This is a genomic window from Rothia nasimurium, from assembly GCF_928381415.1.
GTDB lineage: Bacteria > Actinomycetota > Actinomycetes > Actinomycetales > Micrococcaceae > Rothia > Rothia nasimurium_H.
The window spans coordinates 279,826-306,807 of record NZ_CAKMSF010000001.1; the positions used below are offsets into that span (position 1 = coordinate 279,826).

Here is a 26,982-nt window from a genome sequence, read left to right on the forward strand (position 1 = left end):
CAGCATGCTCGCAGTCCTTGAAGGCTTTACCATCATCGCGGTCGTGGTGGGCGTAGGCTACCTGGTCGCCCGCCTCGACATTCTGCCGCCCAACTCCGGGCTCTCCCTCAACCGTTTTGCCTTCTTCGTAGCCCTGCCCCCGCTCATGTTCGTGACCATGGCCGGGGCTGACCTGCACGTTATCTTCTCCGGCCGCCTTCCCGTGGCTATCTTGAGCTTCGCTACGGTCGCCCTGCTTTTTGCCGTTATCGCCAGGTTCCTGCTCAAAAAGGACGCCGGTACCGTCACCGTGGGTGCCGCAGCCAGCGGCTATATCAACGCCAACAACATGGGCTTGCCCGTAGCAACCTACATCGTGGGCGACGCTGCCCAGGTAGCCCCTATCCTGCTCTTCCAGCTCCTGATTGCCGCCCCCATCGTGCTTTCCATTCTGGACGCCATCTCGCACGGGGCGGTCTCCATGAAAGCCGTTGCCACCCAACCCATCAAAAACCCGCTGATTATCGGCTCAGCCCTGGGCCTGCTGGTTAACGTGCTCAACCTGCAGGTTCCCGATGTGGTGATGGAGCCCTTCCGCATCTTGGGTGGTGCGGGCGTACCGCTGATCCTGGCGGCCTTCGGCATGTCGCTGCGGGGCTCCAAGGTGCTCGATACTACCGGCCAGCGCCTCGAAACCGTGCTTGCCGCCAGCTTTAAGAACCTTCTAATGCCGCTGGTTGCCTACCTGCTGGCCCGCTACGTCTTCCACCTCAGTGAGAGCGATATCTTCGCGGCCACCATTCTTGCAGCCCTGCCCAGCGCCCAGAACATGTATAACTACGCGGTGCGGTACAACGTAGCAACCACGCTCTCCCGCGATATCGTGCTGCTCAGCACCCTGGGTGCTATACCCGTGATTCTGGTGATTTCATTCCTCTTGCACTGACAGTTTGCCGGTGCCTGGCCTACCGCTTCTGCCCCTCCAAGCCCTCAAGCAGCTCGGCGACCAGCGCGTGAGAGGCAATCTCCTCGTGCCAGTAGGAGCGCACCAGGGTCTTACTCACCGCCTGGGAGGTAATACCCAGAGCCTGAGCCACCGCCTTTTGCTGCCCGCGCACCCCGGGCACCAGCAGGTCAAGTACCCGCCACTCGGCTTCGGTACGGGCGGACGCCACCCGGTAGAGCAGGCGCAACAGGCCGGTCACCTGATCCGCCCGCACCCCCTGACCAGCTGCATGCACACAGATACCGCGCGGCGGTGCCCCGGTCTGGGCCTGCTCCACGGCCGACCGAGATAGGCTCAAGGCAGAGCCCGAACACTCCGGGGTAGAAACCGCCCCCAGGGCCGCTGCGAAGCGCGGCCGCACCAGTTCACCGGCCCCGATACCCACCCAGAAGCCACCAAAACGGGCCCCGAGTAGGGCGGCGGTGAGGGCGTCCTCGGCCTGATCGAAAGCCCCCTGCAGCTCATCGGGGTAGGTGCGGGTAAAAGCAACAGTGGGAGCCAGCTGTTCGAGACGGTTCTCCAGGTCGGTGAGATCCGCCCGAGCAGAGCGGGTGATGAAGGTCAGTACAAACATGTCTTTCAGTATGCCCTAGAGCGACCTGGCAGGAAACTAGCCCTCACCCCAGAGCAGGGTTTCGGCGTCCACCCCAGCTAAGAAGAGCTGCTCCTGGAGCGGCTGGGCGCACTCAATCGGAAGCCGGATGCTGCTGCAGGTCAGGTCATAGCCCAGGTAGGCGGTCGCTGCATCGAAACCGGCTAGATCCCGCCCCAGATCCCGGCAGAGGTGCACCACCTGTTTGAGGTCGGGCGCTGATCCAAAGACCCAGAAATAGTCGGGGCTTGTGAGCTGAAACAGCCCCAGGGGAGCACCGGCTCCCGCTTGGTCCCGTACCCGCACCCAGCCGCCTGCCGGGTCGAGGTCGCCGGGGCCGTCCTGCGGGGCTAGAGGGTCGAGCGTCCAGGCCCGGGTGCGCTCTAGCCAGTCGGGCAGCTGGGGCATATAGAGGGTGTCGCCCTCCCCGCCCCAGGGCGTAGCGTCAAAACTGCGGGCATACATGGCAGACCAGAACTCGCTACTGCTACACGAAACCCCCACGCTGTTGAGCTGGGCCGGGTCGCTCGGCGCCGCAAACTGGCCGTGCTCGGCGTCCTCGGGGCTGGACGCTGCCAAATCAGCCAGGTAGGCCTGATCCCAGTAGGTGGGCCTGGTAGCATACCCCTGCTCGCGCAGGCGCTCGTCGATACGCTGCAGGTAGCGGGGCTCGCCCAGGGCCACGGTCTGCCCGTCAAAGTGAAAGAGATAGGGGGAATGCTTACGGTGGGTGGGGGAGAGGGGCATGCTAACTCCTAACGGTGGGGGTATCGGGGCGGACGCCCGCCTCCCCCTCATCGGGGAAGGGTAGGGCTGCCCGCTCAAGGCGGATAAAGGCACCCAGCAGGGCTAGCGCCTCGGGGCTGGTGGGCAGAAAGTCGGTAAACCGGGTTGAACACACCACTACCGCCGCCCACATGCCGCGGGACAGGGCAACATTCAACCGGTTGGGCGAGAGCAGAAAATCGGTTCCGCGGGGGCTATCACCGGCACTCGAAGCAGCCATCGACACCAGCACCACCGGAGCCTCCTGCCCCTGGAACTTATCAACCGTACCGACGCGCACACCCCCGCCGTCGGCGTCCGCTAGCCCCGCCTCCAGCAGGGCCGCCCGGATCGTATCAACCTGGGCGTTATAGGCTGCCACCACAATAATGTCTGAGGGGGCCAGGGGCGCTGCCTGCTCGGGGGCAGCCAGGTGGGGAGTCCACAGGTGCCCCAGGAAGCCGCGGGCCAAAGCCACAATCTCATCAGCCTCTTCGACTGAAGCCGTTGAGTTACCCCGGTGCTCTATCGTGCGCAGGTAGACCCCGGGCTCCCACCCCTCCAGATGCCTCTCAGTGCCCGAAGGAGCGGACGCCAGCCGCCCCTCATACGACAGGGCCGAGACCGGGGCGCACAGGGCAGGGTGCATACGCCAGGTGACATCGAGAAAATAGCCAAACTCTTCGGGCAGCACCGTACGGCCCGCTGAAAGCCAGCCCAGGGCAGACTCGTCCACCGGGTAGGGGTGAGTGCCCTGCGTGACCTGGGGTAGCTGGGCGGGATCGCCCAGGAGCAGCAGGTTCTTGGCCGAACGGGCCACCGCCAGCGTATTGGCTAAGGAATACTGGCCCGCCTCGTCAATGACCAGAAGATCAAGCCCCTCAAACCGGAACTTGCGGTCAGAGGCGAAATCCCAGGCCGTACCGCCGAAGATACGGCCACCGGGCTCGTCCATAAACCGGGCGACCTCAGGATTACGCACTTCGCGCCAGGGGAAATTCGGGGTCTGACTCTTGCCCGCCCCCTTAGCAATCTGGTCGGGGTCAACCCCGCCATTACTGATACAACCCAGCAGCATGTTCTCAACCACCGCATGCGACTGAGCCACAATGCCCACCTTCCACCCGGCAGCTACCAGACGGCCAATGACGTGCGAACCCACAAAGGTCTTGCCCGACCCCGGAGGGCCCTGCACCGCCACATACGACCGATCCAGCTGGCTCACCGCCTGATAAATAGCCTGCACCGTCGCAAGAGAACCGTGCGTCTCTACAAAATCCTGCGGACGCGGCAAAACACCGCCCCCAACCAGCCGCGGCGGAACACGACGAATCATATCGGTACCCGCTGACGCCGGTAACTCAGGCAGCACCCGGGCGGTACGCGCCGCCAATTCAAGTAGAGCCTGCTCCTGGGCCTGTGTCGGAATGGGCTGCCCGGGAGTGAGCGCCATCGGTAGATGTGAGTAGGTTTCAGGTGGCTCACCGTCTGAGGTCTTCAAACTCTCCCGCACCGTAATCCGCACCAGGTTAGGCTGACCCGCCTCATGCTCCGGAATCTCCTCTAACTCCACAATCTCGGTATTAAAGGCACCGGCCCGCTCAGCCTCCACCGGCAGTACCCCTTCATGCAGAGCCGCATAGGTTAAAGCCTGCTGCCGAGCCTCCCGCTCCAAAAAAGGCGGAAAAGGGCGCGTATACATGGCAAAGAGGTTGCTAGCGCCCACCTTCACCGACGAGCCCGGAGCAAGTCTCGCCACCCCGCTCAGCAAACGCACCGTGGACCGTGCCCGCTCCGGACGATGCCAATCGGCAACCACCTGCAATCGCCCCAGCAAAACCACATCACGGGCGTCCTCCCAATCCTCACGGGGAGCCGTAAGCCGATTGAAATGATCCCACCAGAACTGACGGCGCTCGCGACGATGGTAGCCCGTCGCCGTAGCCACCATAGCAACAGCCTGCTTCTGGGGCTCTAGCTCGCCACCGGCGTCCAGGGCCTCAACAAACCCGCGTAGAACCCGCTCGGTATCCGTCTCGTCTTCAGCCCTCCCCGCCTGCACCAGCAGCTCGTTCAGATCAGCCAGGGGAGCGGGCTGCACCAGCTCATCGTCGACCGATCGGCCCGCTAACCCCAATAACCAGGCACGTAACTGAGATAGAGACAGACCCGTGCGATACAGACTACGAGCAAGTGCAGAGCGCATAGCTTCGGCCTGCTCAGCACGCCCTTCCTTCTCGGCCTGTACCACATCGGCAAAGGCCGTCACCGGAATATCAGGGGCAGGCTCAAGCCCCTGAGCGTAGAGGGGCTCAATAGCGGTCAGTGCCCGGGTGCCCTCGCTCAAACGCATCGACCGGCGCAGCACCTCAGAAAGGTCAATGAAAACACCCTCCCGCTGCATATCGGTGAGATAAGCTTCGCCAATCCCGTGCATCGACGCTAACTGCTGAAGAGCAGCTATAACAGACGCCCCAAAGTAGTAGACCCGCAAACCGGGGTTCAGCTGGCGCTGATGGTGCAGCATACCGAGAAAATCGGCTAACAGCCGCCCTTCCGCCGCCCGGTCAGACGCCCAAAACTGGCTAAAGAGGGGCTCCTCGCCAGGCTGATCAGCAAGGTGAACAGCACCTAAGGTATAGACCAGCCCCCAAGCTAACTCGGGGTGGGCTGCCTTCCCATCGCGCCAGAGCGGGTCAGACCGCAGACTTATAAAAAGGTCGCCCGCGCTCGCTCGCGGAAGCATCCGTAAGGAGTGCCGGGGCAGGAGCTTGTAAGAGACAGTATGTTCCTGCCCCTCCCGCTCTACCACTACTGCCCCGTCTGGCTCTGATACGCCGGTCTGTAGGGCGGCCTGCTCTGCATAGCGGCGTACGAGAGCCGGAAGCTGAGGCTGGCCTGCCAGGGCCGCCAGCTCGTCGATACTCTGAACACCACAGCGCTCGTAGATAGTCTGCCGTGACTTCGCCGTCATACCCGAAGTCAGGAGCATATCTCGGTGCTCTCGCACCATCACCTGGCAGGTATCACAACGCCCGCACCTGGTAACCTCTGGGCTACCGGCTTCTATAAACCAGCTCACCGGGGCAGCCCCTGGCTCCCGATGGGCGGTGAGGAGCTCTATAAGACGCTGCCGCTTCTGCTCGAATACCGGTGTAAGGGTAGCAAGCTCGTGTAGGGACTCCACGTTATTGCCCAGAATGAGCGAGACGTAGGGGTCACAGGGGATCCCCTCTCTATGCAGCTGGTCGGCATAGGCAGCGACCTGAAGGAGAGCAGGGACGCGGGCTGTACGTGCCAGCTTAGTATCAACTACTCGATAGCTCCCGTTGGGCTGTTTGACGAGGAAGTCGGCACGCCCGTGAAAGGACCCGTCGAAGAAGCTGGCCTGGAAGACAACATCTGCGCCTGCACGCAGAGCTTCCAGGGTCTCTACCCGCTTCTCTTCAAGGGCCTGCCGGGTGTAAGCCTGAGGCGGATTCACCTCATATACCCCCTGCCCCGTTGCAGGGCTCCAGCTGCCGTAGGTGTCTCTAAAGTTTTGTAGGATACGTTGCTCATGCGCTTCTCCCAGGGCCGCAGCTCTGCGAAGCTGAGGGTCTTCAATGCGCTCTAAGCGGGGCACCCTGCCTAACGCCTGGTCAAGAGCATAGAGGGCGGCAAATTGGCACTGGGCTGAGAGCACCAGGTCAGAGGCTGAGTAGACCAGCGATTTACCAAGGGGTTCAAGGCCAGACGCTAGCGGCGACGGTGCGGAATCTGCATCGATGAAGAACATGGGGCTCCTAGAGGTTACTGTCTTCAAGGCTAGCAAGGGAGACTGACATTTTAGGGAGCTCAGGGGACGCTCACCCCACGCATAATTGGTCCGTACCATTTGAGGTATTTAGAACATAAATTCTATAAGTTACTATCAGGTATAGAACAAAAACTTTGAAGATGTAATCTGAATCATATATACAAATTTTGCTCATATCAGACCCCTCTCTTTTTGCGCGGAGCTTGCTTGCTGCGATTGGCTTGCGGGTATGTAATGAATGGGAGATTCTGCAACTCTCGGTCGATCATCAGACCTGAATTAAATCCCAAAAAAACATCACAAAATGATCAAAAATAGGTCACGATTCTATAAAGTTGTGTTCAGCAAAATCCCCCTTTGCATCATTACCACTCGAAAAAGAGGAATCTGAATGAAGAGCATTCTTGAAACCGCGCGAGCTGTTCAGCCGACTCGCCGCCAGGCGGCCGTCCTTGCCCTAACCGGCCTGGCAGCTACCACTGCAATCACCGCAGCAACTGCCGCCGCATCAGACATTCGCACTGTCACTGCCGCCCAGCGCGCTGCTGATCAGCAGACCCTGCTCAACCTCATCAATGCCTACCGCGCCCAGAACGGCCTGGGGGCAGTCAAGCACTCAGCCACCGTTGCGTCCGTCATGGAGGGCGAGGCTATTCGCCAGTTCAAGGGTGGAGCTTTCTCCCATGGCACCGAGTTCCTTTATAATTCCAAGGTGCAGGGCTACAGCTTCGTACGCGAAGTCATTGCTCTTTCCTACAATGACGATCTCAACCAGCTCCTCAACTTCTGGAAGAGCTCGCCTCCCCACCGTGCCGCTATCCTAGCCCCCCAGGCCAACGTCATCGGCATCGGCTTCTGCTACGGCCACGGCACCTCCCTGCCCTGGCGCGTCCTGGGCAACGTTGGTATCTACCGCTACGAAGCAGGCAAGGGCCCCAACGACTACGTCTCTACCATCACCAGCGTCAGCACCCTCTCCAGCGGCTCTTCTGAAGTAAGCGCCTATGCACTGAACGACAAGCTGGCCGACCACTACAACGCAAACGGTGGCGTGGCGACCTTCGGTCTACCCGCTGGCAACTTCTTTACCTCTGTTGACGGTGGCATCGTCCAGAACTTCACTCAGGACCGCACTATCTACTGGACTGCTGCAACTGGCGCTCAGAATGTTTACTGGGGAGGCGCCATTGGTGGCCGTTACGCAGGTCAAAACTACGAAAATGGTAGCTGGGGCTACCCCGCAAGCTCAGAGTATGAGTTTATTGGTAGCATGCGTCAGGACTTCATCAAGAACGGCTCTGTTACCTCGGTCTACTGGACCCCCTCCACCGGTGCCCGCGCCATCATGGAGACTGGAGCTATCTCTGCCCACTGGTACGCCCTGGGTGGCCCCGCAGCTATCGGCTTCCCTGTAACCGATGAGGTGCGCTGGATTGATGGCGTCACCCGTGTGACCTTCTCTAGCGGTACCACCATTAACTGGACTGAAGCCCGCGGCGTCTGGGTAAGCTAGTCCCCGCTTTTAGACCTACATGTGAAGGGCGGCCCCACATCTGTGGGGCCGCCCTTCTTGTATCCGCCTACAGCTACTGGTTACTGAGGGTCGCTGCGAACCGGTCCACGGTGTTTTTGGCGGAATCGGTGTCTTCAAGGTCGTTCATGATAACCGAGAAAACCAGTACCCGCCCTGATTCTGTGACGGTGTAGCCGGTGAGGGACAGCACGGAGTTCAGGGTTCCGGTTTTCGCGCGGACGACCCCGCGTCCGCCGACCTCGTCGGCGTCGTTAAAGCGGGTTGCAAGCCCCAAGGTTCCGCTGTAGCCGGCTACCGGTAGACCCTGCAGGGCGAGGCGTTCGCTGGTGTTTCCCTTGACCGCGCGCAGGGCAATGCTGGTGAGCAGTTCGTTACTGACCTTGTTGTTCATGGAAAGGCCGCTGAGGTCCATCTGGGTGTAATTGGTGGGTAGACCGGCAGAGGCTAGGGCATCGTGGATTGCACTTATTGCGCCCTGGGTGGAGCCGTCGCCGCCGGTGGCTACGGAAAGATTGCGTCCTAGGGTCTCAGCCAGCGAATTATCTGTTTCCTGCATCATGAGGGCAGATTGCTGGGCTGCGGTGGCTGACTGCACAGCTGCAATCTCGCGTCCGCTGCTGGGGGCAGTAACCTGCTCGCCCGCGGTGAAGGTGAGCCCGGCGTCCGTTCCTAACCTATTGAGAGCCTCTACCAGCACCTGCTGCACTTCTGCCGGGGCGTTGCTGGGGCGGCTGCCGCTTGATGCGGTTCCGTCGCTGGTGGGGGAGTAGTGGGAGTAAAAGGCGAGGGGGGTAACAGCACTGATAAAGCCGGAGTCGATATCTTCCTGGGCCCACTCGGGGTTGAGAGAGCTACCCGAAAAAATAGTGGTGTCGAGATTCAGAGCGAGAGTCTTGCTGCTCACACCCTGTTCGGTGAGTGCCGCGATGGTGCGCTCAGCCAGGGTCTCAATGCCAGCGTGGCCCATGACCGCTGTGGGGTCGGAGTGCCCTGGCACCAGTAGGGTGTCGCCGCCGGCAACCAGGGTAAGGGTTGAGTCGTCGTTGAGGTCGACGGACGTGGTGAAGCGGGCTTGCGGTGCAGTGGTCAGTAGGGCGTAGTCCACGAGCAGCTTCATGTTGGACGCCGGGGTTCGGCTCGTCTGAGCCTCACGGGAGTAGATGCTCTGGCCGGTTTCTGCATCAAGAACCTGGGCAGAGAAAACCCCCTGGCCTAAACCGTCAAGGACGCTATCGAGCTCTGTGCTCAGGGCAGCTGAATCGGGGGCAGCACCGGTGCCTGCTTCTGTCACCGCAACCGGAGAGGCCGTGATATCGGGGGCTACTGAGGCTTCGCGAAGGTCTTGGGCCTCCTGCCAGGCCGGTACAGCCCAGGCTCCTGCTGCTGCGCACCCGGCTGCGAGCAGGGCAGTAACCACCCAGGCGGTCAGGGGGCGTCGGTGAGAAGTGGCCATGAAACCTCCACAGGTTAGCTCTTGGGCAAAGGTGTCTTTCTCTCTAGGGTATATGCCTAACCTTTGAAGCAGGGGCATGTAATACGGGTGACACTGGCGCGCCTGCCCTGTAAAAAGGCTCCAGCCTGCCGGTTCTCGGTTAGACTAATATGCCGAACCACTCGCGCGTAGCGCGGGTCAAATACACCACTCAACCAGGAGGTTCCCCTTGGAACTCGACGTCACGATTGAAATTAACCGCGGCTCACGCGTTAAGTACGAAATTGACCACGAAACCGGTCGCCTGCGTCTGGACCGCGTACTGTTCACCTCCATGCAGTACCCCACCGCCTACGGCTACTTTGAGGACACCCTGGGTGAAGACGGTGACCCGCTCGACGCCATGGTTATTCTCGATGTTGACGTTGTTCCCGGTGTGCTGGTTGAAGCCCGCCCCATCGGTGTTTTCCGTATGACCGACGAAGCTGGCGGCGACGACAAGGTTCTGTGCGTTCCCGCAGACAAGCGCTACGACCACATCCAGGAAATCGGCGATGTTGCTGACCAGCTCAAGGAAGAAATCAAGCACTTCTTCGAGCGCTACAAGGATCTGGAGCCCGGTAAGTGGGTTAAGGGCGAGGGCTGGGAAGACCGCGCTTTCGCTGAGAAGCTGGTAGCTGAGGCCCAGGAGCGTTTTGAGAAGTCGCACTATGAGTCCGCTGCTGAAGCTGAAGCAGACGAGAACTAAAGACTTGGTGGGGTAGCGAAAGCTAACTAGTGCCCCCATCGGGATAGGAGGCTGGGCCCTGCACGGGGCCCAGCCTCCGCCCCTTTAAAGGCGTGGACGCCGGTGGTTGGCTGGGGTAGGCTGGGGCGGCTAGGAGCCGGTAGAGTGGGGTGGCATGAGCTCATCTTCCTTGCCTCTGAATTTTTCTTTAGCCCATAAGATTGCCGGTGTGCTGGCTCCGGCTGGCCCTCGCGCTGAGGCCGCGGCTAAGCGGCGGGCTGTTGAAGAGATGCGCTATGCGGCAACCGCTGCTGTTGACCATGTGCACGCTATTACGCAGCTGGCTGCGGCTGAGAACCTGCACGACTCTGAGCTGTTGGTTGTTGATAGGTCTACCTGGGTGAAGGCCAATACCCAGTCATTTGATGTGATGCTAGGCCCTATCGCCCAAGAGGTACTGGGTCAGCGCCTGGCTCAGCTCTCCGATGCCGAGCACGCTGTGACCGAGATTGGCGGGGCGGCGGAAATTGGGGGAGTGCTGGCTTTCCTGTCTACCCGCGTCCTGGGCCAGTACGACCCCTATGCGGCGCTCGCCGGCCACGGGGCACCCGGCGGCCGCCTGATGATTGTGGCTCCCAACCTGATGAAGCTGGAAGAAGAGCTGAACCTTGACCCGGCTGACTTTCGTCTCTGGGTTGCCCTGCACGAGCAGACCCACCGGGTGCAGTTTGCCGCTGCCCCCTGGCTGCGTGACTACCTGCTGGATCTCATGCATCGCCTGGGCCGCGAGCTGGGGGAGACCACCGAGAACCTGCCTGAACGTATTGCCGCTGCCGCTACCGGGGCGGTGCGGGGCATGAAGAAGCAGGAAGCGCCCGGGGCTAGCCCCGAGGCAGCCACTAGCGGCGCTACCCTGCTGCTCAGCGACGAGGGCAAGGAACTGCTGGACCGTATCACCGGCGTCATGAGCCTGCTGGAGGGCCATGCCAACGTAGTAATGGACGCCGTTGATTCGTCCATCGTCCCTTCCGTTAAGACCATCCGCCGCCGTTTTGAGCGTCGCAGCCAGACCCAGGGCTTCTTCCCCCGCTTTATGAGCAAGCTGCTGGGTATGGACGCCAAGATGGCCCAGTACAAGAACGGCCAAAAGTTTGTGCAGGCCGTGATCGACGAGGTGGGTATGGAGCGGTTCAACCGTATTTGGCAGGCCCCCGAGAACCTGCCCACCGTGACAGAAATTCATGCCCCCGCTCGCTGGATTGAGCGGGTACTGGGCGCAGATCTAGAGGAAGAGAAGAACTAGTGCAGCAGCGTAAAACCCGTCTGAACCCCCTGGTGGGAGCTGCCCGCCGCGAGGTCGCCGGTGTGCTGGAGCAGGTATTTGGGGCAGGTACGGTTGCTCCCACCGGTTCGTCAGGACGCCTGGGCGCAGGCCCAGAAGCAGGGAAGGTTCCCCTGGTGCTGGCTGCCGTATCGGGTGGGCCCGACTCCTTGGCCTTAGCGGTTCTGTTGGCCCACTTTAACCGGCGGCAGGACGTGCGCGTGGGTGCGGTTGTGGTTGACCACCAGCTTCAGGACGGCTCAGCCCAGGTGGCTGAGCGCACCGCCCAGATTCTGCGGGAGCTGGGTCTTAGCCCGGTGCTGGTAGAAACCGTGACCGTTGAAGAGGGTAAGGAGGGGCCCGAAATGGCGGCCCGTACCGCCCGATACGGTGCTTTCGCCCGGGCGCTGGCCGCAACCGGGGCGGACGCCGTTGCCCTGGGCCACACCCTCGACGACCAGGCCGAAACCGTACTGCTGGGCCTGGCTCGGGGCTCTGGCACCCGTTCCCTGGCGGGTATGCCCGTGGACCGCACCGAAGACCACCCCGCCGGCCCTGTACGGGTCATCCGCCCTCTGCTCACCCTGCGCCGCTCTGAGATCGAAGACATCTGCGCTGACGCGGGTCTGAACCCCTGGCATGACCCCACCAACACCGACCAGTCCTTCATGCGCGCCCGGGTGCGCCACAGCGTCCTGCCCTACCTTGAAGAACACCTGGGCGGCGGCGTAGCTGTATCCCTGGCCCGCACCGCGACCATTGCCGGTGCGGACGCCGACTACCTGGCGTCCGCCGCCCGCCAGGCCCTGAATGACATACTGGTGGACGCGGACGCCCTCACCCCCGCAAACACCGATATTGCGGGCCTGCTCGGGGTGGAGCCCAGCAGGGACATGGTTCTGCTCAACCGCGCTGCGCTCGCCGCCCTGCACCCGGCCCTGCGCACCCGCGTCCTCGCCCTTGCCCTCGAAGCAGCCGGGGGTATCGCCCCGGGCTTTGAGCGCCTCGCCGCCCTGGACGCCTTTGCTGCCGAACACTCCGTGGCAGGTCCCCTGCAACTGCCCGGGCACATTTCGGCCTACCGCCGCCGCCCCGGCGCCACCATCACCCGAGCAGGTCAGAGCTATAACCTCAAGAAAACCGGCCTCATCGTTTTACTCAAGACCACCCCATAAACCATACTTAAAGGTGAACACGCGCTTTGCACCACCTCCGGGGCAGGGCGCAGAACCTTTGAACCAGCAGAAAGCGATCAACCGTGGACGCACTCGACGTACAGAACGACATCAAGCACGTTCTCTTCAGCAAGGAAGAAATCGACGCCAAGATTAAGGAACTTGCCGCCCAAATCGACAAGGACTACGAAGGCCGCGACGTACTGCTGGTCGGCGTACTCAAGGGCGCCATCATGGTCGTCGCCGACCTCTCCCGCGCCCTCAAGGCCCACTACACCATGGACTGGATGGCAGTTTCCTCCTACGGTTCAGGCACCAAGTCCTCCGGCGTCGTCCGCATCCTCAAGGACCTCGACACCGACCTGACCGGCCGCGACGTGCTCATCGTCGAAGACATCATCGACTCCGGCCTGACCCTCAAGTGGCTCCAGCAGAACCTGGTATCCCGCGGGGCTGCCTCTGTAGAAATCTGCACCCTGCTGCGCAAGCCCAAGAGCGTCAAGACCGACGTTGAGGTCAAGTACGTCGGCTGGGACATCGAACCCGAATTCGTAGTGGGCTACGGCCTGGACTTCGCCGAGCGCTACCGTAACCTGGACTGCATCGTCACTCTGGCCCCCCACGTCTACTCCTAAACAGCGAGCACGTGTCAGAGAGCCCTGGTAGACTCCCCTCCGCCGGTGCTTTAGCCCTGAGGTGAAAACCTTGAGGCATCAAGCAAGTACCCAGCAACTTTAGGTACATTAGATAGGTCTAGGCCCACCTGCACCCACTGCCGGGTGCTGGGGCTACCTTTGTGCGGGGCGCACACCGCGCCCCGCCCCGTTATTTTTGTGGAAGGCGCGGCTGTGCAGAATACGGATAACACCTCTGACCCCAAGAAAAAGGGGTTCTTCAGCAAGCTCATCTCAGGGCCCTGGTTCTGGGTACTGCTGGCAGTTCTCATTGCTGTGCCCATGATCTTCGCAAACTCTCTGGCAGCCTCAACCCGCGTTGATACCAACGTGGGTATCGGTCTGCTGAACGACGAGAAGGTCGTCAGCGCCAAAATCTTCGACGGTGACCAGCGCGTAGACCTGGAACTTAAAGAAGACTACGTGAACCCTGCCGGTGAGAACCAGGGCAAGAATGTAAGTTTCTACTACGTTCAGCCCCGCGCCACTGACGTTGTTGCGGCCATGGATGACGCCAACCTTGAGTCCTACACCGATCAGCCGGTGCAGACCAACTGGTTCACCTCCATGCTGTCCTTCATCCTGCCCTTTGTGATCCTGGTGGCCCTCTTCTGGTTCCTCATGTCACGCATGGGCGGCGGCAGCAACCAGATCATGAACTTCTCCAAGTCCCGCGCCAAGAAGTTCAACAAAGACAACCCCACCGTACGTTTTGCTGATGTCGCCGGTGTTGATGAGGCCTTAGCTGAACTCGAAGAAGTCCGCGAATTCCTGGCTGAACCCGAGAAGTTCACCCGCCTGGGCGCCAAGATTCCTAAGGGCGTACTGCTCTACGGCCCTCCCGGTACCGGTAAGACCCTGCTGGCTAAGGCTGTAGCCGGTGAAGCGGGCGTCCCTTTCTACTCCATCTCCGGCTCCGACTTCGTTGAAATGTTCGTGGGCGTGGGTGCCTCCCGCGTGCGCGACCTCTTCAAGGAGGCCAAGTCCAACAAGGCCGCTATCATTTTCGTCGACGAAATTGACGCCGTCGGTCGTCAGCGTGGCGTCGGCATGGGCGGCGGTAACGACGAGCGCGAGCAGACCCTCAACCAGCTGCTGGTTGAGATGGACGGCTTCGACGGCACCTCTAACATCATCGTTATCGCGGCAACCAACCGCCCCGACGTGCTTGACCCGGCCCTGCTGCGTCCTGGCCGCTTCGACCGCCAGGTCGGTGTGGACGCTCCCGACCTCAAGGGCCGCCAGCGCATCCTCGAGGTACACGCAACCGGCAAACCCATCGACCGTCGTGTTGACCTAGCCTCCGTCGCCAAGCGCACCCCCGGCTTTACCGGTGCTGACCTGGCCAACGTCATGAACGAAGCGGCTCTGCTGACTGCCCGCGACGGCGGTAACGTCATCGACGAACGCGCTATCGACGAGGCAATCGACCGCGTCATGGCAGGCCCCCAGCGTTCCTCCCGCATCATGAGCGAGCACGAGCGCACCGTCACCGCCTACCACGAAGGCGGTCACGCCCTGGTTGCAGCTGCCCTGCGCAACTCAGCACCCGTCACCAAGATTACGATTCTGCCGCGTGGCCGTGCCCTTGGCTACACCATGGTCATGCCTCAGGACGACAAGTACTCCACCACCCGCCACGAACTGCTGGACCAGATGGCCTACGCCATGGGCGGCCGCGCAGCCGAAGAGCTGATCTTCCATGATCCCTCCACCGGTGCATCCAACGATATTCAGAAGGCAACCGATACCGCCCGCAAGATGGTGACCGAGTACGGCATGAGCGCTAAGGTCGGCTCAGTTCGACTTGCAGCTAAGGAATCTGACCCCTTCCTGGGCGGTGGCGCTGGTGGCGGCAACAACTTCTCCGACGAGATGGCCTACCTGGTGGACCAGGAAGTCGCCGCCTTGCTGGAGCAGGCCCACGATGAGGCCTACGAGATTCTGCGCGATAACCGCGATGTACTCGATGCCCTCTCCCTGGCCCTGCTTGAGAAGGAAACCCTGCTCGAGAACGACCTGGCGGAAATCTTCGCGGGCGTGCGCAAACGCCCCGAACGCGACCACTGGTACTCCAAGTCCAACCGCGAGCCCTCTGCTCTTCCCCCGGTTAAGGTAGCTAAGGCAGAAGCCGATGAAGCCCCTGCCGCTGAAGAGCCGATCGTTCAGCAGCCCACCGTTGACCCCATGGATCCCGGTAACCCCCACCCCGGTGCCGCAGGCCCCGCGGGTAACCCCGATGTTGACCCCCTGGGAGGGCCCCGATAATGGCAGTTGACCAGCCCCGTATCGAGGCCGCTATTCGCGAGATTCTGCTGGCTATCGGCGAGGACCCCGATCGTGACGGCCTACTCGATACCCCGGCCCGCGTAGCCCGTGCCTACGATGAGATGTTTGCCGGTCTGCACCAGAGCGCCGGCGATATTCTGGGTACCACTTTCGACATTGACCACTCCGAGCTGGTTTTGGTCAAGGACATTCCCTTCTACTCGACCTGCGAGCACCACCTGGTGCCCTTCTTCGGGCACGCCCACATCGGTTATATCCCCGGTGGCGACGGCAAGGTAACGGGTCTGTCGAAGCTGGCCCGCCTGGTGGATGTCTACGCTAAGCGCCCCCAGGTACAGGAGCGTCTGACTACCCAGGTGATTGAGGCTCTCGAAGAGCATTTGCAGCCCACCGGTGCGATTGTGGTGATGCAGGCTGAACATATGTGCATGTCCATGCGCGGGGTGCGGAAGCCGGGAACCAAGACGGTGACGAGTGCCGTCCGCGGGGCCCTGCGCGATCCCGCTACCCGTGCCGAGGCGATGAGTCTGATCAACGCCTCCTGATTTCTCCCAAGGGGACCTGATTTTCAAAAAAGGACCGCATAATATGCGATCCTTTTTAGGTTTTGCGGTCCCCATGGCTTAGGCGGGCAGGTAAGCGGGTGTTAGCCTGGGTGCATGACTCTTCCCCACGCGCACGGCTCCTACGACAACCTACCCACTGACCGCACCCTGATTATGGGTATTCTCAACGTCACCCCCGACTCCTTCTTCGACGGTGGCTTGCACGCGGACGCCGCCACGGCAGTTGCACACGCCAAGACCCTGGTTGCCCAGGGGGCAGACATTATTGATGTGGGCGGCGAATCAACCCGCCCCGGGGCTACCCGCGTTGACCTGGCTGAGGAACAGCGCCGCGTCCTGCCCGTCATAGAAGCTTTAGCTACTGAAAATATCGTCATGTCGGTTGATACCCTCAACCCCGAAACCGCCCGCGCCGCCGTGGCAGCTGGCGCCCACATCATCAACGACGTTGCCGGCATGAACCTGCGCGAAGACATGATTGAGACTGTCGCCGAGCTGGGCGTGCCCTACATTCTCATGCACTCGCGCGGCACCTCCATCACCATGGACTCCCAGGCCGTCTACACCGATGTTGCCGGTGAGGTCTTCAGCGAGCTCTTTACCCTGCGCGAGCGACTGCTTGCCGGGGGAGTGGCACCCGAACAAATTATTCTTGACCCCGGCCCCGGCTTTGCTAAGCAGGGGGAGCAAAACTGGCAGATTTTAGCGGGTCTGCAGACCCTGGCCGACGAGGGGCACCGGGTGCTGGTGGCTGGTTCCCGCAAACGCTTTATCGCCCGGCTTTTGCAGGAGCAGGACGCCGCAGCCTCCGGTCTGCCGGCAGAGCAGGTTACTGAGCGCCCGGCTACTGAACGGGATGTTGCCAGTGCAGCCCTTTCGGTGATGGCTGCTGAGGTAGGAGCCTGGGCCGTGCGCGTCCATAATGTGCAGGCGACCGCCGATGCCCTTGCCGTGCGCGCAGCCTGGCGGCGGGCGTCCGCCCGCTAGGGGCAGCTGGGCTGTAGCCGGGTGCGACACAGAAGCGTCATAAATGAAAATGTCTTTGTGACTTTAAGCGCTTTAGAGGTCGTACTTTAGGCCCGCTTAACTACCGCTTTTCCCAGCAAATACCCGAGTGAGGCTGTCTTTAGGTATGTCTAAGGGCACACGCAGCGGTCACTGAGCAGTGCCCCCGGGGCGTGGATAATGGCTACAAAGCACCGGCGCTTCAACCCTGAACTACCACCGGTGAACCAGACTCGGTGAAAGGTGACCATGCACGATCACAGCTCATCGTCGGGCCAACGAGATTACTCCCGTACCGACCGCATTACGCTCACTGGCGTGGGTAGCGTGGGCTACCACGGCGTACTCGACTCTGAGAAGCAGACCGGGCAGCCCTTCTTCGTCGATATCACCATGTTCACGGACTTCACCCAGGCTGCCGCCACCGACAACGTCGCGCACACCGTCAACTATGCCGAAGTAGCAGAGGTAATCCGCGAAATCGTGACCGGTGAATCCCTCGACCTTATCGAAACCCTGGCCGAGCGTATCGCTGCCGCTGTGCTCGAGAAGTTCCCCCTGCTCGCGGTTGAACTAACCGTGCACAAGCCCAAGGCCCCTATCGAGGTGACCTTCGCTGATGTGTCGGTGACGATTTTTAGGGAGAAGCATGCCGGTTAAAGCGATCCTTGCCCTGGGCTCTAACCTGGGCGATAGCGAAGACACCCTCATCAAGGCGATTGGTGATATCTGCTCCCACGAGAAAATCGCGGTAACCAAGATTTCCCCTATCGCTATTACAGCTCCCGTGGGCGGCCCGGCTGGCCAGCCCGATTACGCCAACATGGTGGTCGAGATTGAGACCAGCCTGCGCCCCTTCCTGCTACTGGAATACACCCAGCAGATTGAGCAGAAGCACCACCGCACCCGCGACGTCCGCTGGGGCCCGCGCACCCTCGACATCGACATCATCGATATCGCCTCACTTGAGATGGACGACCCCGACCTCACCCTGCCCCACCCGCGCGCCGCTGAACGCGCCTTTGTTCTGGAGCCCTGGGCCCGCATGGACCCCTCAGCCCTGCTCCTCGGCTCATCAGTACGCCAGCTGGCAGATGACGCAGCGGATGCCGGTGGCATCCGCGAGTTCCACCCTGCCCCGGTGGTCTGCGCGTGAAACTGCGAAGCCGGGCCCTTGCACTCTTAGCGGGTGTAGGCGTTGCAAGCGGGGCGGTCCTCAATCTCCTGAGTATTCAGTCAGGCGGCCCCGAGCTGTCCCTGCCCGCCCTCACTCTGCTCGCTGCCCTCATCCTGGCAGGTCTGGCCCTCTACTTCGCCCGGCAGGTCTACCGGTATAGCCGGGTGGAGACCCGTAAGAACGCCGGTTCCATGAACCCCCTCATGGCCGCCCGGGTTGCTGTCTTCGCCCAGGCCCTGGCCCTCACTGGCGCCCTGGTCGGCGGCTGGCAGGTAGCGATTGTGGTCTACCAGGTGGGGCTGGCGTCCGCCCGGGCCACCGCCCAACCTCTCATCGAGAGCCTGCTTGCCCTCGCCGGCGGCCTGGTGATGCTGGTTGCCGGTATCGTCGCCGAGAACTGGTGCAAGGTACCTCCGGGGGATGAGGACGCCGGTGGTGGGGTCGGCGGGGCCCGCCCGCAGACCGGCCCCTTGGCTCGTAATAAGCCGGACGCCTCGTCATAAGGTAACCTTTGGTTTAGCTTTCTCATCTCCGTGCCATAATGGTGTAGACCACACCCTGACATGTATACGTAACGAGAGAGCACCATGAACGAGCCGCAATTTACACCTACCCTGCCCCCGCTCGACCTTGATGGCCTGGGCAAGCAGACCATAGATCTACCCGAGGTCAGTTGGAAGCGGGTTTCGCCCAAGTACGTTCGGGTTAAGCTCATCACCTCTCTCATCTGGTCTCTTATTCTGCTGGGAGTGGCGTCTCTACCGCTTATCATGACGCTTGTGGTGGAGAGCTGGAACTGGGCACCCTGGGCCTACTGGGGCCTACCTGCCCTGGTGCTCATCTGGCGGCTGTGGGCGCTGATACTGGTCAAGCGTCGGGTGCAGGCTATCGGCTACAGTGAACGCGCTGACCACCTACTCAAACGCTCCGGCCTGCTCTTCCATTCAGTCACCGCCGTACCCTACGGGCGTATTCAGTACGTCGATGTGTCCTCTGGGCCGCTCGAAAATGCGCTCTCACTGGCCAGCGTCGAGGTAAAAACCGCGGCCAACAGCATCACCATTCCGGGCCTGGCCAAGAGCGATGCTGACCAGCTGCGCGAGGTTCTCACCGACCTGTCGGACGCCAGAATGGCGGGCCTCTAAATGAGCGAACAGGTACCCACTTCAGAATCCCCGGCTGTTTCCACCGATATCACCGCCCGCGAAGAAGCCGCCCTCACCTGGCGTCGTGCCCACCCGCTCTCGCCCCTGGTGCGGGCCTGGCTGATTATCGTCGTTTTCATCTACACCATCGCTAATAACCTGGTTGACGACCTCTTCACCGGCGAAGAACCCCTTGACCTGCGCGAACTTGGGCAGAGCGGCCCGCCAGATACAGTCTTTCTCTCTTGGACGAGCATCTTCGGGGGCTTCTGGTTCCTGGGCGTGCTGGCCGTCTTCTTCCTCCTCTTGTTACTGCCCTTCCTCTCAACCTGGTTCTTCTACCGTTTTGCCGTCGATGACCGCAATGTCTACATCAAGAGCGGCATGCTCTTCAAAACCGAGCGCAAAGCCCGGCTGGATCGGGTGCAGTCCATCGACGTGAACCGTCCGTTCATGGCCCGCTTACTGGGCTTAGCTGAGCTCAAATTCGATGTGGCAGATGGTGATTCCTCAGCCCTGCGCGTGCAATTCCTCAAGTACTCCGAGGCCCGCTCCCTGCGTGAGCAGCTACTGGCTCAGGTGCGCACCCTCAAAGCCGACGCGGCAGACTCCCCGGCGCCGGCGTCCGCTCCTGCCGACCAGCCCGCCCACCGCGACATGGCAGACCGCCTGAGCGACCACCTCACCGAGAATTTTCTGGGTATTAAGGACGCCGGTGAGCAGCTCATCGTCAAGGTGCCGGTTGCGCGGCTGCTGGGGTCGATGGTGCTGAGCCTGGGCTGGGCTGTGGGCCTGCTGTTCCTCTTGGGCATGGGCGGGCTGATGTTCTGGGCAGAGATGTCCCTGGGCGCTATTTTCGCTTCGAACGTGGCGGTTATCCTGACTATCGTTTCGAGCGCCTGGAAGCGCTTTAACACCGGCTTCAACTTTTCGCTTTCCACCAGCCCGGACGGCCTGAAAACCCGCTTTGGCTTTACTGATACCACCACCCAGACCCTGCCCGAGGGCCGTATCCAGCGTATTTCGGTGGAGCAGCCCCTGCTGTGGCGCATGACCGGCTGGTACCGAATCAAGGTCACCTTGCTCGGTAAGGGCAGCGACCAGGGTGAATTCGCCGGGGAGCTGCTGCCGGTGGGCACGCTCGATGACGTGATGCGGGTGCTACCCCTGGTGCTCCCTGCCCAGCAGGACGGTGGCGTGTCACCTGACCAGCTCTTAGCCGGCCTGGCGGGAAGCGGCACCGATCAGGGCTTTACGGTGTCCCCGGCGTCTGCCCGCTGGTTTGACCCGTTCACCTACCGCCGCAACGGTTTTGCGGTGACCCCTCTGCTTCTTTTGGTCCGCTCGGGTCGTTGGGTGCGCCGCCTCTCCTTCGTTCCGCACAGCAAGGTGCAGAGCCTTGAACTGAGCCAGGGGCCCCTACAGAAGCGGGCTGGGCTGGCTCATCTGTCGCTGCGGGTTGCCGGGGGAACCCTGTCTACCGCGGTGCATAACGCGGACGCCGAGGTCGCCCGCGCCCTGACCGTCCGCCTGGCCCAGATGGGGGTTGCGCCTGCACCGGTGCCGACATCTGCGGACGCCGGGAAAGGCTCCGGTACATCTTCGCAGCTCCCGCCCTACGAGCTCCTACCTCTGCCCGATACTGAGATAGGAAACTGATGGGTTTACCTACAAAGGTTCCTGCGCTTCAACTAAATCAGGGGGCCAAAGCCTTTGACGAGAATGTTATTTTCTCTGGTGCTTCTGTCACGCTGGAGCCAGGAGTGTATTACACTTTGACTGGCCCTAACGGTTCCGGTAAGTCGACCCTCATGAGTTGTCTTCTTCTGCATCAGGATTTATCCGAAGGGCAGGTGCTCATCGATGGAGTACCGGTGACCTCTGCGTCTGAGGCCTTCCGTTTACAGGTTTTTGGGCTCAACGACGCGCTGGGGTGGCTTCCTGGCCTAACCGTAGGGCAGCATCTTGAAATACTGGCCGATGAAGGCCCTAAGATCGCTCAAAAGCTGGGAATGGCTTCTTCTCAGCGTATGAGCGTGCGTCAGGCGCTAGAAGAACTTGGAGTACCCCAGGCTTATGACAGAGAACCACACACCCTGAGCTCTGGCCAGGAGCAACGCTCCCGCCTTGCGTCCTTGTTGCTCCGTCCTGCCCGTTACTACTTTTTGGACGAGCCAGAAAAGCGTCTTGATACTGCTGGAGTGGAGTGGATTGCTCAGTGGGCGGAGTCCACAGTCTCTGCTGGGGCAGCGGTTTGTATAGCCACACATGACCCGGAGCTTAACGCGTTGCCAGGAACTAAAAATTTGGTGTTTCCGTTGGAGACTGATGGGCTGGGTCTGGCGGCCGAGAACGCATGGTAGCGCTCAGGACGTTAGGGTATCGGCTCGGTGCGGTCTATAAGGTATTTTTCTACCTGGTTTTCTGGCTTGCACTTGCAGGGTCATTCAGCGTCTCCCTGCGTCAGGTTCGAGGATCCTACCTATATTTCACATTAGAAGATTTCCAAGCGCCCGGTTTCTTTATGGGCGGTCTGCTGATTGCAGGAGCTGGGCTAGTCTGGCTCTTTTATCAGTTGGGACCGTTGGCTTACTCGCCGGCTGAACTCTTTTGGCGTTACTCTGGACTTTCATATCCCAGCCGTAATCCCTGGCATTTTCGGGCTATACGGGTTGCTTTAGGCATATGGGCCCTGCTCTCCGTAATGCTAGCGACTATTTTTGCGCCGCTCTCGGTGACTTGGTTGGTGGGAACGACACTGGGCGCTGTCGCGTTTGGGGTGCTTATGCTGCACGGTATGGCTGCGGCGCAGCTACTGAGACGGCTAAAGTTTCTTTTGGCTTGGGCAGGTCTGGCAGCGGTTACGGGTCTTCTATTGCTCATCGCTACGACCACCGATTCAGTCATAAGCGCAAACGTTGCTTTAATCTACTGTCTTGGAGCGCTTGTTCTGTTCCTCGGAATACTTGGAACGCTTGTGCTCGTTATTTCAGCTCAGAATAGTCCTCTGGAACGGGTTGCTGCTACTCAGGGGTTTGGGAGAAGTACGCTGCTTCTATACGCCGTCCGTAATCTCAGCGGAGCACAGGGTTACCGCTACTATGGTGGGCAGAGAGGTACCTTCCGCAGAAAACTTGTGAACTCCCGTTCTTACCTTCTATCGCTGGCTGCTTTAGCTGATAGCCTGGCCCCGCTCGTTCTTATTACCTTACTGAGCATCCCCCTGGGGATCTTTGTGGGGGTCGGGTTCGGAGCGTCTGGCATCGGTATCGTAACGATTGTAGGTGTCTGGTTGATTGCCTTCTTCTACCGTTGGCTACCTCGGGAATGGTCAGCCCAGCTGCCTCTTCGGCAGTGGCTTACAGCTCCTTATTTTTCAACCTTGTTGGGGTTTATCGTGGGCGCTGGCGTTGCTACGGTAATCTATGCCGTGGCAATGACCATCATCTTTCAGCTTCCGGGCATTATTACGGGCGCTGCTCTCTTTTTCGGGATTGCCGTGGCGCTAGGAGAGGCTGACCCTCTACAGGAATACGACTACAGCCTTGTCGTTGCCCTGCCGTCGGGATTAGTGGTTCCGGTTCAGCCTCTGGTAGCTGCGAGTACCGTTGCTTTTCAGATTGGGGTGGTTGCGCTGGCCGTTTTTAGTGGCACTATTCAAGGGCTACTTATTCCCCTAGCCTTCTGTCTGTGGCGTCTTGGGCAGCACTACAGTAAAGGCCGTACCCGGTAAGAGACTGCTCCCGGTAAACTAAGCAGGCAGGACGCAGACAGAAAGGTGCCCCGTGCAAACCAGCAACCATCTTAAGCCCGCCCGCCTGGGCATCGGCGTAATCTCAGCAGGCAAGGTGGGGGCCGTGCTCGGCGCAGCCCTCCGTGCCGCTGGGCACCTGATTACCGGCGTCCATGCCGTCTCAGAAGCCTCCCACACCCGAGCCGAAGCCCTGCTCCCCGGCGTCCCGGCGTCCACCATCCCAGAGATCATTACCACCAGTGAAGTGGTGCTCCTTGCCGTACCCGACGATGCCCTGCCTGACCTGGTCAAAGGCATAGCCGAAACCGATGGCTGGCGCCCCGGGCAAATCCTCATCCATACCTCAGGGCGGCACGGCACCTCCGTCCTTGCCCCCGCCACGGCCCAGGGAGCTATCGGCCTAGCCATCCACCCGGCCATGACCTTCACCGGCCTCTCCCTCGACCTGCCCCGCCTGGCCAACACCAGCTTCGGCGTCACCGGCCCAGCCCCCTTCACTCCCATCGCTCAGGCCCTGGTCGTTGAGATGGGGGGAGAGCCTGTCCTCATTGCTGAAGGCGACCGCCCCCTCTACCACGCCGCCCTTGCCCACGGATCCAACCACCTGGTTACCATCACCGGCCAGGCCCTCCAAATCCTGGCCTCCATCGGCATCGAAAACCCAGCCCGCTACATAGAGCCCCTGCTCAGAGCATCCCTCGACAACGCCCTCGCCAACGGCGATAGCGCCCTCACCGGCCCCGTCGCCCGCGGAGACGCCCACACCGTAGCCGCCCACGCCCAAACCCTCGCCAGCTACGCCCTCGAAGAAAACGCAGACGACATCAAGGCCGCCTACCTGGCCCTCGCCCGCGCCACCGCCGAACGCGCCCACAGCCGCGGAGCCCTCACCGATGAGAGCTACCATGCTGTGCTTCAAGCGCTCGCCGGGTAAACTGGGAGGGCGCAAAACACGAAAGGACCCCTCACCACCGTGACGAGTCAAGCCCCTATCGCACACACCATCACCGATCTTGGCAACGAAATGCTCCTGGCCCTCACCACCGCCAGCCGCCGCCGAGACACCGGTGAAACCCCCGCCGCAGAGAAGCCCCTCACCGTAGGCTATGTAGCCACCATGGGCGCCCTGCACGACGGTCACGCCACCCTGATTCGCCGTGCCCGCGAACAGAACGATGTTGTGGTGCTCTCTATCTTCGTGAACCCCCTCCAGTTCGGGCCCAACGAAGACTACGACCGCTACCCCCGCACTCTTGAAGCGGACGCCGCCCTGGCAGCTGAAGCTGGTGTCGACGTCATTTTCGCCCCCACCGTTGAAGACATGTACCCCGGTGGCGACCCCAAAATCACCGTGGTCTCCGGCAAACTGGGTACCCTCTTTGAGGGCAAGACCCGCCCGGGCCACTTCGACGGGGTGCTGACCGTAGTCAATAAGTTCTTCAATATCCTCAAGCCCCTGGTCGGGGAGGCTAACCTCAACGCCTACTTCGGGCAGAAGGACGCCCAGCAGCTGGCCCTCATTCAGCGCATGGTCAAGGACTTCAACCACGATGTCACCATCAAGCCTGTGCCCGTGGTACGTGCGGACGACGGCCTTGCCCTCTCCTCGCGCAACCAGTACCTGAGCGCTGAAGAACGCGAAGCAGCCCTGGTTCTGTCCCGAACCCTGGCCACCCTGCGCGAAAAGTACATTACCGGTAGCTTCACCGCTGAGGATGTCGCCCAGGCCCGCGCCACTATCGACAGCACCGACGGAGTGCACCTGGACTACCTCGAAGTCGTCGACACCGACACCTTTGAGGCCCCCCAGAGCGAACAGGCACGTGTGCTAGCGCTCGTGGCAGCCTACGTGGGCTCCACCCGCCTCATCGATAACATGGAAATCAACTAAGACCTCTATACCCAACCTAAGAACAGGTACATCATTGACTGAACAGGGCAACACCCCCGCCGAAACCACCGCCTTCGACCACGGCGTCTCAGAGCAGATGCAGATTCGCCTCGAAAAGCGCGCCAAGCTGCTCGAATCTGGCCGTGAAGCCTACCCCGTGGGCGTCCCCGTCACCCACACCATCACCGAAATCCGTGAGAAGTACGACGGCAAGCTCGAAGCAGACCAGACCACCGGCGACATCGTTGGTGTGGCCGGACGCGTCGTCTTCGTCCGCAACACCGGTAAGCTCTGCTTCGCCTCCCTGCAGCAGGGCAACGGCACCCGCATCCAGGCCATGATCTCCCTGGCCAGCGTGGGCGAAGAATCCCTGGCTGACTGGAAGGCCCTGGTTGACCTGGGTGACCACGTCTTCGTCAAGGGCGAGGTCATCTCATCCCGCCGCGGCGAGCTCTCCATCATGGCGGACGAATGGCAGATGGCATCCAAGGCCCTGCGCCCCATGCCCAACCTGCACTCCGACCTAAACGAAGAGACCCGCGTCCGCCAGCGCTACCTCGACCTGATGGTGCGCGACGAAGCCCGCGACCTGGTCATCAAGCGCGCCAAGATCACCCAGACCGTGCGTAACGTGCTGAACGACCACGGCTACATCGAGCTAGAAACCCCCATCCTGCAGCTCATTCACGGTGGTGCGGCAGCCCGCCCCTTCGAAACCCACCTGAACGCTTTTGACCAGCCCATGACCCTGCGCATCGCCACCGAGCTCTTCCTCAAGCGCGCTGAGGTAGGCGGCCTGGAACGCGTCTACGAAATCGGCCGTGTCTTCCGCAACGAGGGCGTAGACTCCACCCACAGCCCCGAATTCACCACCCTGGAATGCTACGAGGCCTACGCCGACCAGTTCGTCATGGCCAAGCGCATGCAGGAAATCATCATGGCCTGCGCCGACGCTGTGGGCGTACACCAGATCGAAACCGAAGCCGGCACCATCGATCTGACCGGCGAATGGAAGTGGCTGGGCGTCTACCCCGGCCTGTCCGAGGCCGTGGGCGTTGAGATTACCCCCGCCACCACCGCAGAAGAACTGCGCGCTATCGCCGAGAAGCACGAGGTCCCCGTTGACCCCAAGTGGGACGCCGAGAAGCTAGTCGTTGAGCTCTTCGGCGAAATCGTGGAGCCCACCCTGATTAACCCCACCTTCGTCTACGACTACCCGCCCTCAGCCCAGCCGTTGGCCCGTCAGCACCGCTCCGAGGCCAACCTGATTGAGGCCTGGGACCTGATTATCGGCGGTATGGAGCGAGGCACCGCCTTCTCCGAGCTCATCGACCCCGTGATTCAGCGGGAGCGCCTCACAGAGCAGTCCAAGCTGGCTGCCGGTGGCGATGACGAAGCCATGCAGCTCGACGACGACTTCCTGCGAGCCCTGGAATACGGTGCGCCCCCCATGGGCGGCCTGGGCTTGGGCATCGACCGCCTGATTATGCTCTTCACCGGCGTAGGTATCCGCGAGACCATTCTCTTCCCGCTGATGAAGCCCGAAGCTGAGTAAAACGTCCTAACGCTCTTGTGCCCGCCTGGCAGCCTGCCGGGCGGGCTTTTTCATGTCCTGTTTGCCAGTTACCTGGGGTAGATTGGAGGAAGTGTATCTGATGTGTTCAAAGGGCTTCGCAGGCTCGCGCTCGCTGCGAGCCTGCTACAGCCATTGTTTCGACAAGTCTTGTAAACCCGAGAAAGGTAGAGAAGAGATGGAATTCCTGATTGGCCTGGTTCCCTCCATAGGCGCGGGCCTGGTGCTTTATTTTATTTTGCGCTGGATGAATCGTGCTGACCGCACCGAGCGTGCTGCCCGCCGGGATATCGAAAAGGACGCCGAAGCCTGGTACCGCTCTGTAAAAAACGCAGAAGGAACACGGGATCCTTTTGGAACATCAGAAACTAAATAAAAGTCTTTTTGTTCTCTGAAGCGTGACTTTATTTCCTTTTTGAGAAAAGAATATGTACTATTTATTTTAGTCATCAAGGGTGACTAACTCGATTGCGTGCCCCACAGAAAAGGGTAGAGGCGGAATATCCTCTTATATGTGCTTCCCTACCCAAAACGCGATTGAGTTCATATTCCCTCAACAGATTCATCCAAGGAGAAAA

The 26,982-nt window shown here is 61.0% G+C and carries 24 protein-coding genes; 20 read left to right on the forward strand and 4 right to left on the reverse strand.

The genetic code is table 11. From position 1 onward, the window contains the following. The first annotated feature begins 4 nt into the window (after window positions 1–4). On the forward strand, window positions 5–925 hold the full coding sequence (locus L7A20_RS01325; RefSeq protein ID WP_237222128.1) for an AEC family transporter: 921 nt from the start codon (window positions 5–7) through the stop codon (window positions 923–925). Between the two features lie 19 nt (window positions 926–944). On the opposite strand, the gene L7A20_RS01330 is transcribed toward L7A20_RS01325, so the two are convergent. The 3 genes from L7A20_RS01330 to L7A20_RS01340 are packed head-to-tail and all read right to left on the reverse strand — an operon-like array spanning window position 945 to window position 6,120. Then, entirely contained in the window at window positions 945–1,559 is a 615-nt protein-coding gene (locus L7A20_RS01330) for a recombinase RecJ (protein ID WP_237222129.1), read from the reverse strand. 36 nt (window positions 1,560–1,595) lie between these two features. Continuing rightward, a complete protein-coding gene (locus L7A20_RS01335) occupies window positions 1,596–2,324 on the reverse strand; it encodes a hypothetical protein (protein WP_237222130.1) in 729 nt (242 codons plus the stop codon). Window position 2,325: 1 nt separating this feature from the next. Next, complete coding sequence (locus L7A20_RS01340; protein WP_237222131.1) at window positions 2,326–6,120, reverse strand: AAA domain-containing protein; 3,795 nt, start codon at window positions 6,118–6,120, stop codon at window positions 2,326–2,328. A 412-nt stretch (window positions 6,121–6,532) separates the two neighbouring features. Between L7A20_RS01340 and L7A20_RS01345 the strand changes: the two genes are divergently transcribed. Then, the gene (locus L7A20_RS01345) at window positions 6,533–7,654 is read left to right on the forward strand and encodes a CAP domain-containing protein (RefSeq protein ID WP_237222132.1); all 1,122 of its coding nucleotides are present in this window, start codon (window positions 6,533–6,535) and stop codon (window positions 7,652–7,654) included. A gap of 73 nt (window positions 7,655–7,727) precedes the next feature. On the opposite strand, the gene dacB is transcribed toward L7A20_RS01345, so the two are convergent. Next, entirely contained in the window at window positions 7,728–9,128 is a 1,401-nt protein-coding gene (dacB, locus tag L7A20_RS01350) for a D-alanyl-D-alanine carboxypeptidase/D-alanyl-D-alanine endopeptidase (protein WP_237222133.1), read from the reverse strand. Window positions 9,129–9,336: 208 nt separating this feature from the next. Here dacB and L7A20_RS01355 point away from each other — a divergent pair, with 208 nt between their 5' ends. The 18 genes from L7A20_RS01355 to L7A20_RS01440 all read left to right on the forward strand — a co-directional run bounded on the left by L7A20_RS01355 (window position 9,337) and on the right by L7A20_RS01440 (window position 26,780). Next, window positions 9,337–9,855, forward strand: coding sequence for an inorganic diphosphatase (locus L7A20_RS01355; RefSeq protein ID WP_237207315.1), 519 nt, complete (start codon window positions 9,337–9,339; stop codon window positions 9,853–9,855). 154 nt (window positions 9,856–10,009) lie between these two features. Beyond that, window positions 10,010–11,137 (forward strand): zinc-dependent metalloprotease, encoded by a 1,128-nt coding sequence (locus L7A20_RS01360; RefSeq protein WP_237222134.1) that lies wholly within the window; start codon window positions 10,010–10,012, stop codon window positions 11,135–11,137. Next, window positions 11,137–12,330, forward strand: coding sequence for a tRNA lysidine(34) synthetase TilS (tilS, locus tag L7A20_RS01365; protein ID WP_237222135.1), 1,194 nt, complete (start codon window positions 11,137–11,139; stop codon window positions 12,328–12,330). The genes L7A20_RS01360 and tilS overlap by 1 nt, the downstream gene beginning before the upstream one ends. Before the next feature lie 83 nt (window positions 12,331–12,413). After that, the gene (gene hpt / locus L7A20_RS01370; RefSeq protein ID WP_237222136.1) at window positions 12,414–12,965 is read left to right on the forward strand and encodes a hypoxanthine phosphoribosyltransferase; all 552 of its coding nucleotides are present in this window, start codon (window positions 12,414–12,416) and stop codon (window positions 12,963–12,965) included. A 213-nt stretch (window positions 12,966–13,178) separates the two neighbouring features. After that, a complete protein-coding gene (gene ftsH, locus L7A20_RS01375) occupies window positions 13,179–15,272 on the forward strand; it encodes an ATP-dependent zinc metalloprotease FtsH (protein ID WP_272879199.1) in 2,094 nt (697 codons plus the stop codon). Next, complete coding sequence (folE, locus tag L7A20_RS01380) at window positions 15,272–15,838, forward strand: GTP cyclohydrolase I FolE (protein ID WP_237205595.1); 567 nt, start codon at window positions 15,272–15,274, stop codon at window positions 15,836–15,838. Before ftsH ends, folE begins: the two co-directional genes overlap by 1 nt. Before the next feature lie 114 nt (window positions 15,839–15,952). After that, window positions 15,953–16,846 (forward strand): dihydropteroate synthase, encoded by an 894-nt coding sequence (folP, locus tag L7A20_RS01385; protein WP_237222137.1) that lies wholly within the window; start codon window positions 15,953–15,955, stop codon window positions 16,844–16,846. Between the two features lie 267 nt (window positions 16,847–17,113). Further along, window positions 17,114–17,524, forward strand: a complete 411-nt coding sequence (gene folB, locus L7A20_RS01390; protein WP_237207311.1) for a dihydroneopterin aldolase — start codon at window positions 17,114–17,116, stop codon at window positions 17,522–17,524. Next, window positions 17,514–18,020: a 2-amino-4-hydroxy-6-hydroxymethyldihydropteridine diphosphokinase gene (gene folK, locus L7A20_RS01395; protein WP_237185239.1), complete on the forward strand. Its 507-nt coding sequence runs from the start codon at window positions 17,514–17,516 to the stop codon at window positions 18,018–18,020. Before folB ends, folK begins: the two co-directional genes overlap by 11 nt. After that, complete coding sequence (locus L7A20_RS01400; protein ID WP_237222138.1) at window positions 18,017–18,544, forward strand: DUF3180 domain-containing protein; 528 nt, start codon at window positions 18,017–18,019, stop codon at window positions 18,542–18,544. Before folK ends, L7A20_RS01400 begins: the two co-directional genes overlap by 4 nt. 84 nt (window positions 18,545–18,628) lie before the next feature. Further along, window positions 18,629–19,186 carry a PH domain-containing protein gene (locus L7A20_RS01405; RefSeq protein ID WP_237222139.1) on the forward strand — a complete coding sequence of 186 codons (558 nt, stop codon included), beginning with the start codon at window positions 18,629–18,631 and terminating at the stop codon, window positions 19,184–19,186. Further along, window positions 19,187–20,845, forward strand: coding sequence for a PH domain-containing protein (locus tag L7A20_RS01410; protein ID WP_237222140.1), 1,659 nt, complete (start codon window positions 19,187–19,189; stop codon window positions 20,843–20,845). Next, entirely contained in the window at window positions 20,845–21,549 is a 705-nt protein-coding gene (locus L7A20_RS01415; protein ID WP_237222141.1) for an ABC transporter ATP-binding protein, read from the forward strand. The genes L7A20_RS01410 and L7A20_RS01415 overlap by 1 nt, the downstream gene beginning before the upstream one ends. After that, complete coding sequence (locus tag L7A20_RS01420; RefSeq protein WP_237222142.1) at window positions 21,543–22,919, forward strand: hypothetical protein; 1,377 nt, start codon at window positions 21,543–21,545, stop codon at window positions 22,917–22,919. Before L7A20_RS01415 ends, L7A20_RS01420 begins: the two co-directional genes overlap by 7 nt. Window positions 22,920–22,971: 52 nt before the next feature. Next, window positions 22,972–23,874, forward strand: a complete 903-nt coding sequence (locus L7A20_RS01425; RefSeq protein WP_237222143.1) for a Rossmann-like and DUF2520 domain-containing protein — start codon at window positions 22,972–22,974, stop codon at window positions 23,872–23,874. A 90-nt stretch (window positions 23,875–23,964) separates the two neighbouring features. Further along, a complete protein-coding gene (gene panC / locus L7A20_RS01430) occupies window positions 23,965–24,831 on the forward strand; it encodes a pantoate--beta-alanine ligase (protein ID WP_423817415.1) in 867 nt (288 codons plus the stop codon). 97 nt (window positions 24,832–24,928) lie between these two features. After that, entirely contained in the window at window positions 24,929–26,386 is a 1,458-nt protein-coding gene (gene lysS, locus L7A20_RS01435) for a lysine--tRNA ligase (RefSeq protein WP_185174710.1), read from the forward strand. A 196-nt stretch (window positions 26,387–26,582) separates the two neighbouring features. Then, window positions 26,583–26,780: a hypothetical protein gene (locus L7A20_RS01440; RefSeq protein ID WP_237196360.1), complete on the forward strand. Its 198-nt coding sequence runs from the start codon at window positions 26,583–26,585 to the stop codon at window positions 26,778–26,780. Window positions 26,781–26,982 lie beyond the last annotated feature (202 nt).

Excerpts from the sequence above, each read along its gene's own strand:
- L7A20_RS01325 (WP_237222128.1), top strand. The coding sequence starts at position 5 with ATGCTCGCAGTCCTTGAAGGCTTTACCATCATCGCGGTCGTGGTGGGC.
- L7A20_RS01330 (WP_237222129.1), bottom strand. The coding sequence starts at position 1,559 with ATGTTTGTACTGACCTTCATCACCCGCTCTGCTCGGGCGGATCTCACC.
- L7A20_RS01335 (WP_237222130.1), bottom strand. The coding sequence starts at position 2,324 with ATGCCCCTCTCCCCCACCCACCGTAAGCATTCCCCCTATCTCTTTCAC.
- L7A20_RS01340 (WP_237222131.1), bottom strand. The coding sequence starts at position 6,120 with ATGTTCTTCATCGATGCAGATTCCGCACCGTCGCCGCTAGCGTCTGGC.
- L7A20_RS01345 (WP_237222132.1), top strand. The coding sequence starts at position 6,533 with ATGAAGAGCATTCTTGAAACCGCGCGAGCTGTTCAGCCGACTCGCCGC.
- dacB (WP_237222133.1), bottom strand. The coding sequence starts at position 9,128 with ATGGCCACTTCTCACCGACGCCCCCTGACCGCCTGGGTGGTTACTGCC.
- L7A20_RS01360 (WP_237222134.1), top strand. The coding sequence starts at position 10,010 with ATGAGCTCATCTTCCTTGCCTCTGAATTTTTCTTTAGCCCATAAGATT.
- folE (WP_237205595.1), top strand. The coding sequence starts at position 15,272 with ATGGCAGTTGACCAGCCCCGTATCGAGGCCGCTATTCGCGAGATTCTG.
- folP (WP_237222137.1), top strand. The coding sequence starts at position 15,953 with ATGACTCTTCCCCACGCGCACGGCTCCTACGACAACCTACCCACTGAC.
- folB (WP_237207311.1), top strand. The coding sequence starts at position 17,114 with ATGCACGATCACAGCTCATCGTCGGGCCAACGAGATTACTCCCGTACC.
- folK (WP_237185239.1), top strand. The coding sequence starts at position 17,514 with ATGCCGGTTAAAGCGATCCTTGCCCTGGGCTCTAACCTGGGCGATAGC.
- L7A20_RS01405 (WP_237222139.1), top strand. The coding sequence starts at position 18,629 with ATGAACGAGCCGCAATTTACACCTACCCTGCCCCCGCTCGACCTTGAT.
- L7A20_RS01410 (WP_237222140.1), top strand. The coding sequence starts at position 19,187 with ATGAGCGAACAGGTACCCACTTCAGAATCCCCGGCTGTTTCCACCGAT.
- L7A20_RS01415 (WP_237222141.1), top strand. The coding sequence starts at position 20,845 with ATGGGTTTACCTACAAAGGTTCCTGCGCTTCAACTAAATCAGGGGGCC.
- L7A20_RS01420 (WP_237222142.1), top strand. The coding sequence starts at position 21,543 with ATGGTAGCGCTCAGGACGTTAGGGTATCGGCTCGGTGCGGTCTATAAG.
- panC (WP_423817415.1), top strand. The coding sequence starts at position 23,965 with ATGCTCCTGGCCCTCACCACCGCCAGCCGCCGCCGAGACACCGGTGAA.
- lysS (WP_185174710.1), top strand. The coding sequence starts at position 24,929 with ATGCAGATTCGCCTCGAAAAGCGCGCCAAGCTGCTCGAATCTGGCCGT.
- L7A20_RS01440 (WP_237196360.1), top strand. The coding sequence starts at position 26,583 with ATGGAATTCCTGATTGGCCTGGTTCCCTCCATAGGCGCGGGCCTGGTG.